The sequence below is a fragment of the Aeromonas sp. 2692-1 genome, from assembly GCF_013085505.1.
Lineage (GTDB): Bacteria > Pseudomonadota > Gammaproteobacteria > Enterobacterales > Aeromonadaceae > Aeromonas > Aeromonas hydrophila.
Genome location: NZ_CP038513.1, coordinates 3,984,448 through 3,999,833, shown reverse-complemented (window position 1 = coordinate 3,999,833; position 15,386 = coordinate 3,984,448). Strand labels below are relative to the sequence as shown.

General features: G+C 61.6%; 11 protein-coding genes. 5 read left to right on the top strand and 6 right to left on the bottom strand.

Features of this window, described 5'->3' with window-relative positions; genetic code table 11:
• Positions 1 to 39: 39 nt before the first annotated feature.
• Both E5E97_RS18605 and E5E97_RS18600 read left to right on the top strand, forming a co-directional pair.
• Positions 40 to 597, top strand: a complete 558-nt coding sequence (locus tag E5E97_RS18605; protein ID WP_171280755.1) for a hypothetical protein — start codon at positions 40 to 42, stop codon at positions 595 to 597.
• 56 nt (positions 598 to 653) lie between these two features.
• Positions 654 to 1,358 carry an SIMPL domain-containing protein gene (locus E5E97_RS18600; RefSeq protein ID WP_171280754.1) on the top strand — a complete coding sequence of 235 codons (705 nt, stop codon included), beginning with the start codon at positions 654 to 656 and terminating at the stop codon, positions 1,356 to 1,358.
• Between the two features lie 157 nt (positions 1,359 to 1,515).
• Here the strand turns inward: E5E97_RS18600 and E5E97_RS18595 are convergent.
• Positions 1,516 to 2,603 (bottom strand): IS3-like element ISKpn10 family transposase gene (locus E5E97_RS18595; protein WP_099368947.1). Its coding sequence is split into 2 segments (ribosomal slippage): positions 1,516 to 2,351 and positions 2,351 to 2,603, totalling 1,089 coding nucleotides; the frame shifts between segments, so codons are not numbered across the junction.
• A 202-nt stretch (positions 2,604 to 2,805) separates the two neighbouring features.
• On the bottom strand, positions 2,806 to 4,182 hold the full coding sequence (locus tag E5E97_RS18590) for an amino acid permease (protein WP_171280753.1): 1,377 nt from the start codon (positions 4,180 to 4,182) through the stop codon (positions 2,806 to 2,808).
• A 362-nt stretch (positions 4,183 to 4,544) separates the two neighbouring features.
• On the opposite strand from E5E97_RS18590, the gene E5E97_RS18585 reads away from it, so the two are divergent.
• Positions 4,545 to 4,832: a hypothetical protein gene (locus E5E97_RS18585; RefSeq protein ID WP_017407966.1), complete on the top strand. Its 288-nt coding sequence runs from the start codon at positions 4,545 to 4,547 to the stop codon at positions 4,830 to 4,832.
• Between the two features lie 90 nt (positions 4,833 to 4,922).
• On the opposite strand, the gene E5E97_RS18580 is transcribed toward E5E97_RS18585, so the two are convergent.
• Positions 4,923 to 5,735, bottom strand: a complete 813-nt coding sequence (locus tag E5E97_RS18580) for a pyruvate, water dikinase regulatory protein (RefSeq protein WP_005302533.1) — start codon at positions 5,733 to 5,735, stop codon at positions 4,923 to 4,925.
• Positions 5,736 to 6,043: 308 nt separating this feature from the next.
• On the opposite strand from E5E97_RS18580, the gene ppsA reads away from it, so the two are divergent.
• Together ppsA and E5E97_RS18570 are read left to right on the top strand one after the other, a co-directional pair.
• Positions 6,044 to 8,422 carry a phosphoenolpyruvate synthase gene (gene ppsA, locus E5E97_RS18575; protein ID WP_171280752.1) on the top strand — a complete coding sequence of 793 codons (2,379 nt, stop codon included), beginning with the start codon at positions 6,044 to 6,046 and terminating at the stop codon, positions 8,420 to 8,422.
• A 304-nt stretch (positions 8,423 to 8,726) separates the two neighbouring features.
• Positions 8,727 to 9,704, top strand: a complete 978-nt coding sequence (locus E5E97_RS18570) for an AraC family transcriptional regulator (RefSeq protein WP_171281239.1) — start codon at positions 8,727 to 8,729, stop codon at positions 9,702 to 9,704.
• A gap of 95 nt (positions 9,705 to 9,799) precedes the next feature.
• Here E5E97_RS18570 and E5E97_RS18565 read toward each other — a convergent pair whose 3' ends face one another.
• From E5E97_RS18565 to E5E97_RS18555, 3 genes are all read right to left on the bottom strand, one after another.
• On the bottom strand, positions 9,800 to 12,181 hold the full coding sequence (locus E5E97_RS18565; RefSeq protein WP_171280751.1) for a glycoside hydrolase family 3 protein: 2,382 nt from the start codon (positions 12,179 to 12,181) through the stop codon (positions 9,800 to 9,802).
• Positions 12,182 to 12,603: 422 nt separating this feature from the next.
• The gene (locus tag E5E97_RS18560) at positions 12,604 to 13,062 is read right to left on the bottom strand and encodes a hypothetical protein (RefSeq protein ID WP_011706502.1); all 459 of its coding nucleotides are present in this window, start codon (positions 13,060 to 13,062) and stop codon (positions 12,604 to 12,606) included.
• 17 nt (positions 13,063 to 13,079) lie between these two features.
• Positions 13,080 to 14,954, bottom strand: a complete 1,875-nt coding sequence (locus E5E97_RS18555) for a S8 family serine peptidase (protein ID WP_171280750.1) — start codon at positions 14,952 to 14,954, stop codon at positions 13,080 to 13,082.
• Positions 14,955 to 15,386: the final 432 nt, after the last annotated feature.

Genomic DNA, 15,386 nt, shown 5'->3' with positions numbered 1-15,386 from the left:
GGGGCGGCTAAGATAGCGGCAGTACAGGAGAGGGTCACCATGCAGTCATTTAATTGGGTCGATATCGATGGCATTCGCTATAGCTGGGATGGGCAGGGCAGTATTACCTGTACCGGCCAGTTTGGCTATCACGCCACGATGGCGGGTGATCGGATTGATGCGCTGGATCTGGAGAGCGATGATGGCGAGGTTGCTGGTTCACTGAATGTGGACTTTGCGGCGGCCACTATCTCATTCACGCCAGCCGTGGATGCAGCGCCACCCCACATGATGGTGCTGGTCGGTCATGAACAGGGGCAGCAGGAGTATACATTGCAGAGTTTGAGCGATGTCTGCCTGCAGGATCTGCTCGGCCACTCCGACAACATCGACTGTGCTCCTCTGGTGACCAACACGATGACGGAGCCGGTAGCTCCGCTGGCCGGACATGTTCTGTCGTGGGACTCCTTCCATTTTGATGATGATGTGCTGCTGGGGTCCCGCGGCGCCACGCCACTGGCGGCTGCTCATCAGGGGCTGCCGGGTAGCGAGATCAGCATCAATATCGATATGACCAATCAGGTACTGGATCAGATCCCGCCGTTGCACGATATATGAATCCCATTCGACGACGGGCATAATGACCTCACTCCAATAGATTGAGGTCTTTTTTTATGTGGCGTCCCCTGCTTACCCTGTCTGCCCTGGTTATCAGTGCACCCCTGTTTGCCCTTGAAGTGCCGCAAGCCCCCCATCTGCTGGTGAGCGGTTATGCCGAGCAAAAAGCCGAGCCCGACATGCTGACGCTGAATGTCTCTGTGACGGCGCTGGAAAAACAGGGCATCAAGGCCAAGCAGCAGGTGGATGGCAAGGTTGCCGCCTTCTTTGGCCAGCTGGAAGGGTTGGGCATCAAGCGCAGCGACGTTGAGGCGGGCAATCTGGTGATCTCTCCGGAATACCAGTATCCGCAGAACAAGAAGCCGGAACTGGTGGGCTACCGTGCCCAGCGCCAGCTTGCGGTCAAACTCTATCAACTCGACAAGCTGAGCGAGCTGATGGACACCGCACTCAAGGCCGGGCTGGAATCCGTGTCACAGATTGAGTACGGGCTCAAGGCGCCGCAAACCATCAAGGAACAGGCTCGTCTCGGAGCGGTTGAAGATGCCAAAATCAAGGCTGAGTCTCTGGCCAAGGCGTTTGGCATGAAACTCGGCAAGGTTTACAGCGTCGAGTACCGCAACAATAGCCCCATGCCGATCTACAGCCGGGCCCTCAAGGCTGCCGCCATGGCACCTGCCGCCGACATGATGGAAAACAGCTACCAACAGCAGCAGATCACCATCACGGACAACGTGGAAGCTGTCTTCCTGCTGGAATAATCCCGCATTTTTCTACCTGCCTTTCTGCAACAAGCCCGAGCACTCTGTCTCGGGCTTGTTGTTTTTAGACGAGCAGGATGCTTGTCAAAAAGAGAGGGCTGGCGATGGCCGCTTGCTGGGTAATCCCCCCATTTTTAGGGGCATTCAAAAGTAGAGGTCATGCGGCCTGTGCCAGACGCTGTTTCGGCGTGTAGCCACCCAGCGCCATATTGGGCCGCTCATGGTTATAAACCCACAGCCAGTTCGTGGCAAACTCCTGTAGTTCATTCAGTGACTCAAACAGGTAATGGCCCAGCCAGTCGTAGCGCACCGTGCGGTTAAACCGTTCGATGTAGGCATTCTGCTGCGGATTTCCTGGCTGGATATAGCCCAGGGTTATCCCCTCCTGTTTCGCCCATCGCTTGAGCTCTTCGCTGATGTATTCCGGGCCATTGTCACATCGGATAATGGCGGGCTTACCTCGCCACGTGATCACCTGCTCCAGCGCCCGTTTGACTCGTGAGGCGGGTAAGGAGAAATCCACCTCGATGCACAGCGCTTCACGATTGAAGTCATCGATCACATTAAACAGCCGCACCGAGCGGCCATCGCTGAGCTGGTCATGCATAAAGTCCATCGACCAGCACTGATTAGGCTGGTCGGGAACCGCCAACGGCTCTGGCTTAGCCCGAACCAACCGTTTCCTGGGTTTTATCCGCAGATTGAGCTCCAGCGCCCGATAGATCCGGTATACCCGTTTGTGATTCCAGCCAAAGCCTTGGACGTTGCGCAGGTACAAAAAGCATAACCCGAAGCCCCAGTTGCGCTGGCTGGCCGTGATACGTAGCAGCCAATCGGCAATTTCCTGGTTTTCATCGACCAGCACGGGCTGATAGCGATAGCAGCTTTCACTGACCTTGAAGATCCGGCAAGCCAGACGGATGGATATGGCGTAGTGAGTCACGGCTTTGGTCGCCATCTCCCGGCGGGCAGATGGCGTTACCACTTTTTTGCCATGGCCTCGGTGATGATCTCTGCCTTGAGGCGCTCCTCGGCGTACATCTTCTTGAGGCGGCGGTTTTCGTCCTCCAGCTCCTTGAGTCGAGCCATGAGGGAGGCATCCATCCCCCCGAATTTGGAACGCCACTTGTAGAAGGTGGTCGTGCTGATGCCATGCTCGCGGCAGAGCTCCGGGACGGGAGCTCCAGCCTCAGCTTGTTTGAGGATGGCGATGATCTGGGTATCGCTAAAGCGTGATGTTTTCATGTAGAACCTCCTGCGTTCAAGGTACGGGAAAATTCTACTTATGAGCACCCTGGTTTTTCGGGGGGATTACCGCTGAGCGCGTGATCACAGGGTCATGGTGGACTGGAGAGGGAGGTGGGTAATGCCTACTTGCGGGGGGAATATCCGGGTCGAAAAAAGCCGGTCAGTGACCGGCTTTTGAGGGACGATGAGGCTGACGCCATCAGCCCAGGTTGGCCGCGATGCGAGCCTGGCGCTTCTGCTTGAACTGATAGCCGATGGCCAGCACGATGATCCAGACCGGGATGAGCAGTACCGAGATCTGGATGCCCGGGGTCAGGTACATGATGACCAGGATGCCGGCCATGAAGGCGAGGCAGAGGTAATTGCCGAACGGGTACCAGAACGCCTTGAACTTGGGAACCACGCCTTCGGCTTGCTTGCTCTTGCGAAACTTCAGGTGCGCCAGGCTTATCATGGCCCAGTTGATGACCAGGGCGGAGACCACCAGCGCCATCAACAGCTCGAACGCCTTGCCCGGCATCAGGTAGTTGATGAGTACGCACAGCAGGGTTGCCGCGGCGGAGACGGAGATGGCCACCACCGGCACACCGCTCTTGTTGGTCTTGAGCAGGCTGCGCGGGCCGTTGCCCTGCTTGGCCAGACCAAACAGCATGCGGCTGTTGCAGTAGACACAGCTGTTGTAAACCGACAGGGCCGCGGTCAGTACCACCATGTTGAGCACGGTGGCCACCAGATTGCTGTCCAGTGCGTGGAAGATCATGACGAAGGGACTGCCACCTTCTACCACTTTGCCCCAGGGGTAGAGGGACATCAGCACGGCCAGGGCGCCGATGTAGAAGATGAGGATCCGGTAGATCACCTGATTGGTGGCCTTGGGGATGCTCTTCTCGGGATTGTCGGCTTCGGCAGCCGTGATGCCGACCAGCTCGAGCCCGCCGAACGAGAACATGATCACCGCCATCGCCATCACCAGACCGCTGATGCCGTTGGGGAAGAAACCGCCCTGGGCCCACAGGTTGCTGACGCTGGCGTCCGGGCCGCCGTTGCCGCTGGCCAGCAGGTAGCCGCCAAAGCCGATCATGCCGATGATGGCCACCACCTTGATGATGGCGAACCAGAACTCCATCTCGCCGAACGCCTTGACGTTGGAGAGGTTGATGGCGTTGATCAGTACGAAAAAGAAGGCCGCCGACATCCAGGTCGGGATCTCGGGCCACCAGTACTGGACATAAATGCCCACCGCGGTCAGCTCGGCCATGCTCACCAGCACGTAGAGCACCCAGTAGTTCCAGCCGGAGGCAAAGCCGGCGAAGTCACCCCAGTATTTGTAGGCGAAGTGGCTGAAGGAGCCGGCTACCGGCTCTTCCACCACCATCTCGCCCAGCTGGCGCATGATCAGGAAGGCGATAAAACCACCGATGGCATAGCCAAGCAGCACGGAGGGGCCCGCCATCTTGATGGTCTGGGCAATGCCGAGAAACAGGCCGGTACCGATGGCGCCGCCCAGTGCTATGAGCTGGATATGGCGGTTTTTCAAACCGCGTTTCAGCTCCTCGCCGTTTTGTTGAAGATCCATTCTTCCTTCCTTACGTCTTCTGAAGTCATTCGTCTGTCATCTCGTCCGTCGGGTCACTCCATGTGACCGTGCACGGCAAAGCGTGCCTGAAACGTGACGAAATCCGTATTTATTTCGTTACAGTGGGTCGCTTTCTGTTTTTTATGGCGACTACCAACGGAAGCAGAATAGTGATAATCCATCGCGGATGCACCTGTTTTCCTCATCATTCGCTGGTTTTTTCGGCGAAAGGCAGGTTTTTAGGGAGTGGTGAAGCTGGTAGGGAAGTGATTGGTTGCATTGTGAGCAGTTGGGCGCGGTTTGGTTGACACTATCGGCAATTCCTGTTTTATGAAGCCTCCTTTGCAACAAGGATGCACTTCATGCAACGTATTATTGGCAGTTTGCTGGCCGTCGCGCTGTGGCTCACCGTGTGGCTTTCGCCCCTGCTGCTGACCATGGCGGCGGGGTGTCTGCTGGTGTGGGCCGTGCAGGGTGATGATTATCTGGTGATGCACTTGCGAACGGTCTTGTTGATCGCCGGTGCCATCGGCCTGCTGCCGGCCCTCTGGCTGACCGAGCGGGTACGCCGGCGTCACGGTGTGCTCAACTTCTACGCCATGCTGATGAACAACAGAGAGCTGAACCGCCCGGGCTCCCAGCCCCGCTGAGGTCCAGCCGACAAGCGCCGGATACGGTTGTATTCGGCGCTTTTTTATTGGCGTTTGCCGTGTCGTCAGCTTGCCGGCGGGCAGCGCTGCTCAATAAAGCTGACGGCGCAGGCCGGTGGCCTCGAGGATCTTGGCGCTGATCTCCTCCACCGAGTGGGAACTGGTGTCGAGGAAGCGGATCGCCTCCTGGCGAAACAGCCGCTCGACGCAGGCCAGCTCCTGTTCGCACTGCTCCAGCGAGGAGTAGCGGCTGTTGGCGCGGCGCTGGTTGCGGATCTCGTGCAGCCGCTGGGGAGCGATGGTAAGGCCGAACAGCTTGTGGCGATTGGCCTTGAGGGCAGCCGGCAGATCCAGGACTCCCATGTCCTGCTCGATGAAGGGGTAGTTGGCGGCGCGAATGCCGAACTGCAGCGCCAGATAGAGGCTGGTCGGCGTCTTGCCGCAGCGGGAGACCCCGATCAGGATGATGTCGGCCTCCTCGTACTCCTTGGTGGTGATGCCATCGTCGTTGGCCAGCGCGAAGTTGACCGCCTCGATACGATCGTCATAGAGCTTGCGGTTCTCCATGCCGTGGGTGCGGTGCAGCCTGGGTTCGGCCTTCACTCCGAGCTCGTGCTCCAGCGGGCTGACGAAGGTGTTGAGAAAGTCGTGGCTGCTGGCCTGGGCCTTGAGCACCTCCTCGCGCACCTGATGATCGACGATGGTGTGGAACAAAATGGGGCGTACCCCGGTCTGGCGGAACTGCTCGTCGATGCGCATCCGTACCTGGCGCGCCTTCTCCAGGGTTTCGACAAAGGGGATGGTGATCTGCTCGAAGGCCAGCGGAAACTGGCTCAACACGGCGTGGCCGAACACTTCAGCGGTGATGGCGGTGCCGTCTGAAACATAGAATACGGTGTGCACTGGGGGCTCCTGTGAGGGGGTCGGCGAGCTGGCAAGCAAGAAGTATCTCTCGAAACCATATCGTTTTTGTCAACCGGTCTGCCGTGCCCAAGTTGTGAAGTGGCTTGCAAACCTGAGTCGTTACCTTTTTGTGTTGGCATTGTAGAATGTCTGTGTCATTCGACCATCCCCAAATCTTGCTCGGGGATTTTTTTGACAATAAGTAGAAAACGTTTTCATGGTCGTTGGCAACAGTAGAAACAGACAATAACGCACATAAACTGGCGCACAAGGTGCCATGGCGGCACAGTGCCCACCAACCTGGAGACATGCAAGTGCAACAGTACGTACTCTGGTACGAGCAACTCGGAATGCAGGATGTAGAACGAGTTGGCGGCAAAAATGCATCCCTTGGCGAGATGATCAGCAACCTCTCTGGTGCCGGAGTGTCGGTGCCGGGCGGGTTTGCCACCACCGCCTTTGCGTTTAACGAGTTTCTGGAGTCAAGCGGCCTCAACGGCAAGATCCACGATCTGCTCGACAGCCTGGATGTGGACGACATCGCGGCCCTCAACCGGGCTGGCCAGCAGATCCGTGACTGGGTGATCGAAGCCCCGTTCCAGAGCGCGCTGGAACAGGCGATCCGGGTTGCCTACGACAAGCTCAGCGGTGGGCTTGACGCGTCCTTTGCGGTACGCTCCTCCGCCACTGCCGAGGACATGCCGGATGCCTCCTTTGCCGGCCAGCAGGAGACTTTCCTCAACGTGCGCGGCATCGACGCCGTCATGATTGCCGTCAAGCATGTGTTTGCTTCACTGTTCAACGATCGCGCCATCTCCTATCGGGTGCATCAGGGCTATGACCACAAGGGTGTCGCCCTGTCGGCCGGGATCCAGCGCATGGTGCGCTCCGATCTCGCCGCCTCCGGCGTCATGTTCACCCTGGATACCGAGTCGGGCTTCAACGACGTGGTGTTCATCACCGGCGCTCAAGGCCTTGGCGAGATGGTGGTGCAGGGTGCGGTCAACCCCGACGAGTTCTACGTGCACAAGCCGACCCTCAAGGCAGGACGCCCGGCGGTGGTGCGCAAAACTCTCGGCTCCAAGCTGATCAAGATGACCTATTCCGGCGATGCCAGCCACGGCCGTCAGGTGCAGATCGTCGACACCGATGAGGCCGAGCGCAGCCGTTTCTGCATCACGGATGCCGAGGTGATGGAGCTGGCCAAGCAGGCCCTCATCATCGAGCAGCACTATGGCCGGCCGATGGACATCGAGTGGGCCAAGGACGGGCAGGATGGCAAGCTCTACATCGTGCAGGCACGCCCGGAAACCGTGCGCAGCCGCCAGGAGGCCAACACCCTCGAGCGTTTCGCCCTCAAGCAAGCGGGCAAGGTGCTGATCGAGGGGCGCGCCATCGGCCACAAGATCGGCGCGGGCCCGGCGCGGGTCATCTCCTCCATCAGCCAGATGGACGAAGTGCAGCCCGGCGACGTGCTGGTCACCGACATGACCGACCCGGACTGGGAGCCCATCATGAAACGGGCCTCCGCCATCGTCACCAACCGGGGCGGCCGTACCTGTCACGCCGCCATCATCGCCCGCGAACTGGGCATTCCGGCGGTGGTGGGTTGTGGTGATGCCACCAAACGCATCGAACCGGGTCAACTCATTACCGTCTCCTGTGCGGAAGGGGACACCGGTTTCATCTACGACGGCGAACTCGACTTCGACGTGGCGGTGACCGAGGTGGGCAACATGCCGCGCCTGCCCATCAAGATCATGATGAACGTCGGCAACCCGGACAGGGCATTCGACTTCGCCCAGCTGCCGAATGCCGGTGTCGGTCTGGCCCGCCTCGAGTTCATCATCAACCGGATGATCGGGGTGCACCCCAAAGCGCTGCTGGAGTTTGACAGCCAGAGTCCCGAGCTCAAGGCCACCATCGGCAAGATGATCGCCGGCTACGAGAGCCCGCGCGAGTTCTACGTCGCCAAGCTGACCGAGGGCATCGCCACCCTGGCCGCCGCCTTCTGGCCGGAGCGGGTGATCGTGCGGATGTCGGACTTCAAGTCCAACGAGTACGCCAACCTGGTGGGCGGCCGTGGCTACGAGCCTCACGAAGAGAACCCGATGATCGGTTTCCGCGGTGCGTCGCGCTACATCGCCGACAGCTTCCGCCCCTGTTTTGCCCTCGAGTGCGAGGCGATCAAGCGGGTGCGTGACGTCATGGGGCTGACCAACGTCGAGGTGATGATCCCCTTCGTGCGCACCGTAGGCGAGGCTGAGCAGGTGATCGACATCCTGGCCGAGAACGGTCTGCGCCGTGGCGAGCGGGGGCTCAAGGTGATCATGATGTGCGAGATCCCGAGCAACGCTCTGCTGGCAGACAAGTTCCTCGAGCACGTGGACGGCTTCTCCATCGGCTCCAACGACATGACCCAGCTCACGCTTGGACTTGATAGGGACTCGGGGCTTATCGCCCACCTGTTCGACGAGCGCAACGAGGCGGTCAAGGCGCTGCTGGCGATAGCCATTGCCGCCGCCCGCAAGGCGGGCAAGTACGTGGGGATCTGCGGCCAGGGGCCATCCGATCACCCGGACTTCGCCGCCTGGCTGGTCGAGCAGGGGATCGACTCGGTGTCGCTCAACCCGGATACCGTGGTCGACACCTGGCTCTATCTGGCCGAGCAGCACAAGGCGAACTGACGCAGGCAGGCTGCACCGCTCCCACCCAAATGGCGCCCACGGGCGCCATTTTTCATGGCTGAACCTGACGCAACTGGTCCGATATGGCGGCCAGATGTGCCCAAAATGGCGCGCTGGCGCGTGCTTTTACACTCCGTTACATCTGCTCGCTTTGCAACCGCCCCATAATGGTCGCGCCAGCCCGCTGCACGGGGTGGCAGGCCTGCCGCCAGTGGCGGGCCGGGGGATCACGAGCAGTTTCCTGTCAGCACGGAGGCCAGGACGGCAGATGTCACAGAGCGTATCAAACCAGGTGATCAGACGAATGCTGGGAGCCTGCCAGCAGCAGGGAGGCGATCCCGATGCCATTCTCATGGCGGGCGGCCTCACGTCGTTCGACATCGAGCGGGAACAGGGCCGGCTGCCGGCCCACAGCCACTACCGGATGCTGCAACTGATGCAGCCCTATCTGGCCAGTTTTCACGAAACCATCCTCTCCTACGACATCGGCCAGCTCTACCAGCACTATCCGCCCCTCATCAGCCTGTGCCTGAACCAGCCATCGCCGCGGGCGGCGCTCGAGGTGCTGCTGGCCTATCGCCCCATCATCGGCAGTTGTGACGAGCTGCGGGTACGGCGGGGGGCGCAGGCCAGCCAATACCTGTATGTCAATCAGGGGCCTGCCAGCCTGGGGGCGAGTCAAGCCATCCCCAACTTCATCATGCTCTACCGGATTTTGCGGGTCTATCTGGCGGATCCCCGGGTCTCGGTGGGCTTCACGGGGCGGCCGCCACCGCGCCATCAGCTGCTGGACCAGTTCTTTGGAGCCCGCTGCCGCTGGGAGCAGGGGGAAAACACCCTGACCATCGACAACGCCCAACTCGACTGTCCCAGCCACTGCTACAACGAGCCGCTGGGTCATCTGCAACTGGCCCAGCTGGCGCAGATCTGCGCCGACATCGCCGAGCGGGCCCCCTTTGCCTATCTGGTGGGGGAGCGGATCCGCCACAAGATCCGGGAAGGGGAGCTGGAGAGCGACGAGAGCCTGCTCAAGGAGGTGTGCGCGGCCATGAATGTCAGCCGCTGGACCCTCAATCGCAAATTGCAGGGGGAGGGGAGCAGCTTCTCCACCCTGCTGAGGGAAGCGAGGGTGAGCGAAGCCTGCCGCTTGCTGGGCGAGGGGGATCAACCGCTGCAGAACATCAGCGATCGGGTCGGTTTCTCGTCCCAGAGCGCCTTCAACCGCTTCTTCAAGGCCAACACCCGGATGACGCCGCTGGCCTATCGCAACGCCCGCCAATAAGAACGGGACCGGCGCAAGGCCGGTCCCGTGGTCGGGTCATTGCTGGGCAACTGTCGGGCAAGGCCAGGCTGGGAGCTCGGCCGTGCCTGCCTCTGTTAGCGGGTGATTGTGGTGACGCTGGCGGGATCCACCCCGGCCGGCAGTGCCAGTGCCCCCGGCGTGGTGTTGCTCACTACTATCTCCTTGCTCACCGTGAAGCTGACCGGCGTGCTGGCGGAGACATCCGACGAGGGGCTGATGTAGGCGCTGTAGCGACCCGGCTCCACGATCCACTGGTTGCTGGCCTCATCGAAGCTGGCGAGGATACTGGCCGGAATGGTGAAGCTCAGCTGTTCGCTGGCCCCCGGTGCCAGCTGCGCCGTCTTGGCAAAGGCCTTGAGCTCGATGAGCGGTTTCTTCAGCTTGACCTCGGGGGCGGTCACATAGACCTGGGCCGCCTCCTTGCCTGCCACGGCGCCGGTGTTGGTGATGGTGGCGGTCAGCACCAGGCTGCCGGCGTTGCCACCCTCCAGGGTATTGTTGGCGATGGCGGGGCTGGTGTAGCTGAAGCTGGTGTAGGAGAGACCGAAGCCGAACGGGTAGGAGACCGCCTGCTCGAAGGTGCTGTAGTAGCGATAGCCCACGTAGATCCCCTCGTTGTAGTAGAGATCGTCCGGTTCGCCGTCCCCGTCGGTGTCCTCACCCGGGAAGGTGCCGGCGGAGGGAACGCTGGCGTAGCTGTGCGGGAAACTCTGGGCCAGCTTGCCGCTCGGGTTGACCGCGCCGGAGAGCACGTCCGCCACCGCGTGGCCGGTCTCCTGGCCAGCCATGTAGGCCAGCAGGATGCCATCCACCTTGTCGCTCCACTGGGCGGTGTCGATGACGCCGTTGACGTTGAGTACCACCACCACCTTCTTGCCCTGGGTGTGGAAGGCGCTGCTCACCGCGTCGATGAGGGCGCGCTCGTCATCACCGAGCAGATAGTCCCCCTTGCCGCTGCTGCGATCCGCCCCTTCCCCGGCCTGGCGGCCGATGCTGATGACGGCGGCTTGCTGGGTGGTGGCCGCATTGGCGATCAGGGCCGCCAGATCGCCGCTGATTGGCGCCTCGGCGCAGGTGTAATAACCCTTGGCACCAAATTGCCCCTCGTGATAGACCTTGTTGTTCTCGTAAAAATCGCGGTAGTAGCTCTGCAACGCCTCGTTGACCGGGAAGCGTGCCGCCAGTCCCTGCGCGATGGTGGTGGTGCTGGCGGCGTTCACATCCCCGCTGCCGGTGCCGCCCTTGTAGGTGTTGATCTGGTTGATGCCAAAACTGGCCAGGGTGCTGCTTGCCGCCAGCGGCAAGGCCGCGGCGTCGTTGCGCAGCAGCACCATGCTCTCGGCACCGGCCTGACGGGCCAGTTTGGCGTGGGCGGTCAGGTCCGGGCTGTTGCTGATGGCCAGCTGGTTGTAGGAGGGGCTCTTCATCACCTGGGTCAGGATGTGGATGGCGGCCTCGTTCACCTTGGCCTCGTCGAGATCGCCGTGCTCGATGGATTGTTGCAACTGTTCCTTGACGTTGCCCGGCTCGATCAAATCCTGTCCCGCCAGCACCTGCTTGTAGGCGTTGTTGGCCACATCGCCGGCAAACCAGTCAGACATGACCAGACCGTCGAACTTCCACTCGCCGCGCAGCAGGTCGGTCACCGCATCCCTGCGCTCGTTGACATAGGTGCCGTTGACCTTGTTGTAGGAGGTCATCATCGCCCAGGGCTGGGCCTCGTCCACCGCTATCTGGAAGCCGCGCAGGTAGATCTCGCGGAAGGTTCTCGGTTCGCCGATGTCGTTGATCTGGTTGCGGTTGGTCTCGGAGTTGTTACCGAAGTAGTGCTTGATGGTGGTGCCTACCCCGTTGCTTTCCACCCCGTTGACCATGGCGGCGCCGATTTTGCCGGTCAGCAGGGGGTCTTCCGAGTAGTACTCGAAGTTGCGGCCATTGAGCGGGTTGCGCTGGATGTTCATGCCCGGGGCCAGCAGGATGTCGACCCCGTACTGGCGCACCTCGTCCCCCATGGCTTCGCCGACGGCCTTGACCAGCTTGACGTCCCAGCTGGAGGCGAGCAGCGAGCCGATGGGCCAGGCGGTGGCGTAGTAGCTGGCGCTGTCACCGTCGCGGTTGGCGTTGATCCGCACCCCGGCCGGCCCGTCGGCCAGTTTGAGGGCCGGAATGTCGATGCCGTCTGCGCTGCGCAGCACGCCGTTGATGTAACCCGCCACGCCGGGCACGTCCTGCTTGATGTTGATGGCGCCGTTGGCACTGCCGTAACCGGGGCCGGAGAGCAGGTCCAGCTTCTCGCCGAGGGTCAGCTTGGCCACCATGGCCTCGGCCTGGCCGCGGTAATAGGCATCGTCCTTGACCAGGGGATCCGAGTCATTCTGGTTGCAACCGACCAGCAGGCCGGCTAGCGCGAGGCTGACGCCCAGTGAAACCGCTTTCAATTTTGTGGTGATAGGCATGAAGACGTCCTCGTAACTGTCTGAATAAAAATAAAAAGGAGATATCGACACCGGGTGGAAGGCATCCGCCCGGGCTGGGCCGCTCTGCTGGCGGCTGCCATTGGATATCGCATGGAAGGCCGAACGGGCCCGTGGGCCGGCGTTTGGCTGCAGGCAGGTTAACAAGCCGGGCGAAGGCCGCCTTGCCCCGGGGGAGCGAGAAATGTGCCGGCGGGAGCAAAGGGGCCGAGTTGTGAGCAAGGTCGCATCGAAAGGCGGTGCCAAACCAAGGGCTGAAAGTGACAAGAGGGGAGAAGGGCAGGGGCGATGCGGAAAAAACGGGTAGCCTGATGGCCACTGAGGATGGCTGCGAGCAACACGCGAGGGGGCCGGCGGCCCCCTCGAAGATCAGCTGATATGCCCGGGCAATGGTCCGGGACGGCTCACTTGGGCTGTTTGAGGGCCCCGGCGAGCTCAATCTGCACCTTGACCCCCTCCTGCTTGAGCGCCGTGGCGACGGCGTTCAGATCGGTGCCCGGCTTGGCTTCCAGCAGGGCGATGCCACCGCTGCTCTGCTTGAAGCGCAGGCCGTGACGGCTGGCCAGCGCGCTGGCCTGGTTGTCATCGGCTTCCACCAGCAGGGTGCCGCTGGCGGTGAGCTGCGGGCTGGCCACCCCTTGCAGCAACACGTCGCCGCTGCGCAGGGTTTGCCGGGGCGCCTTGCCGTCTGCGCTGCGGGCGACCCGCTGCTTGCTGCCGTTGTCCGGGGTGAGGTAGGTCTGACCGTTCACCTCGATGGTGCGGTACTGCTTGCCGTCGATCACCACCGATTCATCGGCGGCGTGCACGCCGGCCGAAGCCAGGAGGCCGGCCAGGGCCAGGCCGAGTAAGCTGTGTTTCATCTTGTGACTCCTTGTGATCATGAGCGGGCGGCATCGTGGCCGATCACCCGCAGGGACCAGTTGAGCAGTTGACCCGGCTGGCTGTTGTTGCGCTCGGTCAGGGTGCTGCGGCGGTTGGTGTTGAGGTCAACCAGCGTCAGCTGGCGGCTGCTGTTGGAGACGTCGGTCACCTCCAGTCGCCACTCGCCCTGGGCCGCTTCGCCATAGAACTTGTGGGAGAGCATGCGCATGTCGCGCAGCCCCTTGGTGCGCACGTAACCCAACTGCTGCCGGTCGAGGGATTGCCCCACCAGGCTGTTGTTGGGGTTGAGCAGCACGCTGCGGGTGCCGGACGGGGAGACCAGCTCGATCAGCAGGTCGGGCAGGCGCTGATGATCCAGGCTCACCGTGACCTGGACCGCTTCCACGGTCAAGGCTTGCACCACCTGGGTGCTGGAGCGGGTGGCACTGCTGCCCACATCCGCGATGCTCCCTTCACTGCGCGGCACCGTGATCTTCTGAGCCGGCAATTGCACCAGTGGCGGCAGCGGGGTGTGGTTGGCGGCGGCCGTCAGGGTCTTGTTCACGTCGATGAGGCCAAAGCCGTAGGTGGGGCTGTACCAGAGGCCGGCGGCGTTGCGCTCCCACCCTTCCAGGCCGGTGACCTGACGGGGTTGGCCGTTGGCGGCGGTATAGCTGACCTGGACCGGCTGCTGGCCGGCATCGATGCGGGTGGCGTTGCGGGCCAGCAGATCGCGCAGATCCCGCACCGACAGATCCGGGTAGGCGGACATCAGCAGCGCCATGGCGCCCGAGGTGTTGGGGGTGGCCGACGAGGTGCCGTTCATCACGCCGTTGTAGTCACAGGTGGCATCCAGCTGCGGGTTGTTGTGCAGCCGGTTGGTGCTGGGATCGTCGGTGCGGTTGTAGCCCATGTCGCAGCCGGGCAGATCCGTGGTCACCATGGCCGGCGCATCGGTACCGTACTCCCCGCCGGGGGCGCTCAGGAAGACGTTGCTGCCGACGCTGGAGTAGGAGGAACGCACTCCATCGGCGTTGATGGCGCTCACCACCAGGTTCCAGAAGTTGCTGTTGGAGGGGTCTATGTTGCTGTTCTCGAACGGCAGCTTGGGCAGGACGCCGGTGCGGCTGAACATGTAGTCACCCGCGGCGATGCGGTTGAAGCCGTTGCCTGCCGCCTTGATGTAGGCCGCACCCTGTGCCTGCTGGGTCTGTTGCTCGAACAGGCGATCGAGCTGAACCTGATCCAGCCCGCTGGCGCTTTGCGGATCCACCAGGCTCATGCCGTAGCTCTGGTTGAAGACTCGGTTGTCGGCGGTGGCAGTGCTGCCGCCCAGCGCATAGATCCAGTCTTTCTGCAGCTGCTTGCTGCGCTCATCCAGCAGGTTGAACCCCTGCAGCTGGACGCGGGGCGCCACCCCCAGGGTGCCGATGCTGTTGTCGGCCGCCCCGATCAGGCCAGAGACCGAGGTGCCGTGGGCACTGTCCGGATCGGTCGGGGTGGGGTCGCTGCTGCCGGTCACCACGTTCTTTGAGCCGGGGCGCACATTGTCGGCCAAGTCCGGGTGGGCGATGGCCAGGCCGTCATCCACCACGGCTACGTTGATGCCCTGACCCTGTACGCCGGTACGGTGTGCCCACCAGAGGTTGAGGTCGTTGCCTGCCACGCCGCCGCGGGGGCTGAAGGCATTCTGGCCGCTGTTGAGCAGGTGCCACTGCTGATCCTGCAGCGGGTTGATGCCGGGCAGGCAGCGCGCTGCGCTGCTGCGGCCGGTATCGAGGCCGGCTTCCTTGCCGGTCAATGGGGTGCAACTCTCACTCGCCTGAACTGAAGCGATGGGCAGGGCCGAGAGCAGGGCCGAGATTGCCAACGCTAACGATGTTTTTCTCATTCATAAACTCCATCTTATATCGCACCGTCCTGGGTGCGACTGGCATCTATACACGGGAAAAACAGAGTCAAAAAGCACTCGTTTTGATTCTGAGATAAGGCTCAAAAAAATCCCACAACAAATATTTTACAGACCATCTGGGGGTTCCTGTGAATCCTTTTGTGTGGTGTATTGAGAACTTTTCTCAGCTGGCTGGTGTTGATATTTATCTTTGTAGATCAACCTGTTATTAACCATTCGTTAACGTTTGGTGGTGGGGCCGCTGCGAAAGGGGGCGGGCGGAGCGGCGCGAAATGGGAGGCGCCCCGTGCTGGCGGGGGCTGCCGAGATCGAAAGGAGAGTGAGGGTGAATACAGGCAAGCCACACGGCGCCAATGGCGCCGTGTCGGATGAAGTCGCTGGTCGGCAGGGGGAGGCTATTTGATCAGCGCT